Origin of the sequence: Olavius algarvensis spirochete endosymbiont (genome assembly GCA_900608495.1) — a bacterium.
GTDB lineage: Bacteria > Spirochaetota > Spirochaetia > DSM-2461 > DSM-2461 > UBA2779.
This window is the reverse complement of record UWYT01000122.1, coordinates 1-217: the sequence shown is the minus strand read 5'-3', so window position 1 is coordinate 217 and position 217 is coordinate 1. Positions and strand designations below refer to the sequence as shown.

The following is a 217-nucleotide window of genomic DNA, read 5'->3' as shown; positions in this document are numbered from 1 at the left end:
CGGCAATATCTATGTGGCAGATGAAGGCAGCTACCGCATCCGGAAAATCACGCCGGCGGGGGTGGTAACCACCTTTGCTGGCACTGGGACAAGGGGTTTTGCGGATGGCGCCGCCAACACGGCAAAGTTTAACCAACCCTTCGACGTGGCTATAGACTCATCCGGCAATATCTATGTGGCAGATGAAGGCAGCTACCGCATCCGGAAAATCACGCCG

1 protein-coding gene is annotated in these 217 nt (G+C 56.2%); it reads left to right on the top strand.

Annotated features, from left to right (window positions below; all coding sequences use genetic code 11):
* A partial coding sequence (locus S1OALGB6SA_RS03415) for an NHL repeat-containing protein (RefSeq protein ID WP_442789584.1) occupies positions 1 to 217 on the top strand: 217 nt, incomplete at both ends.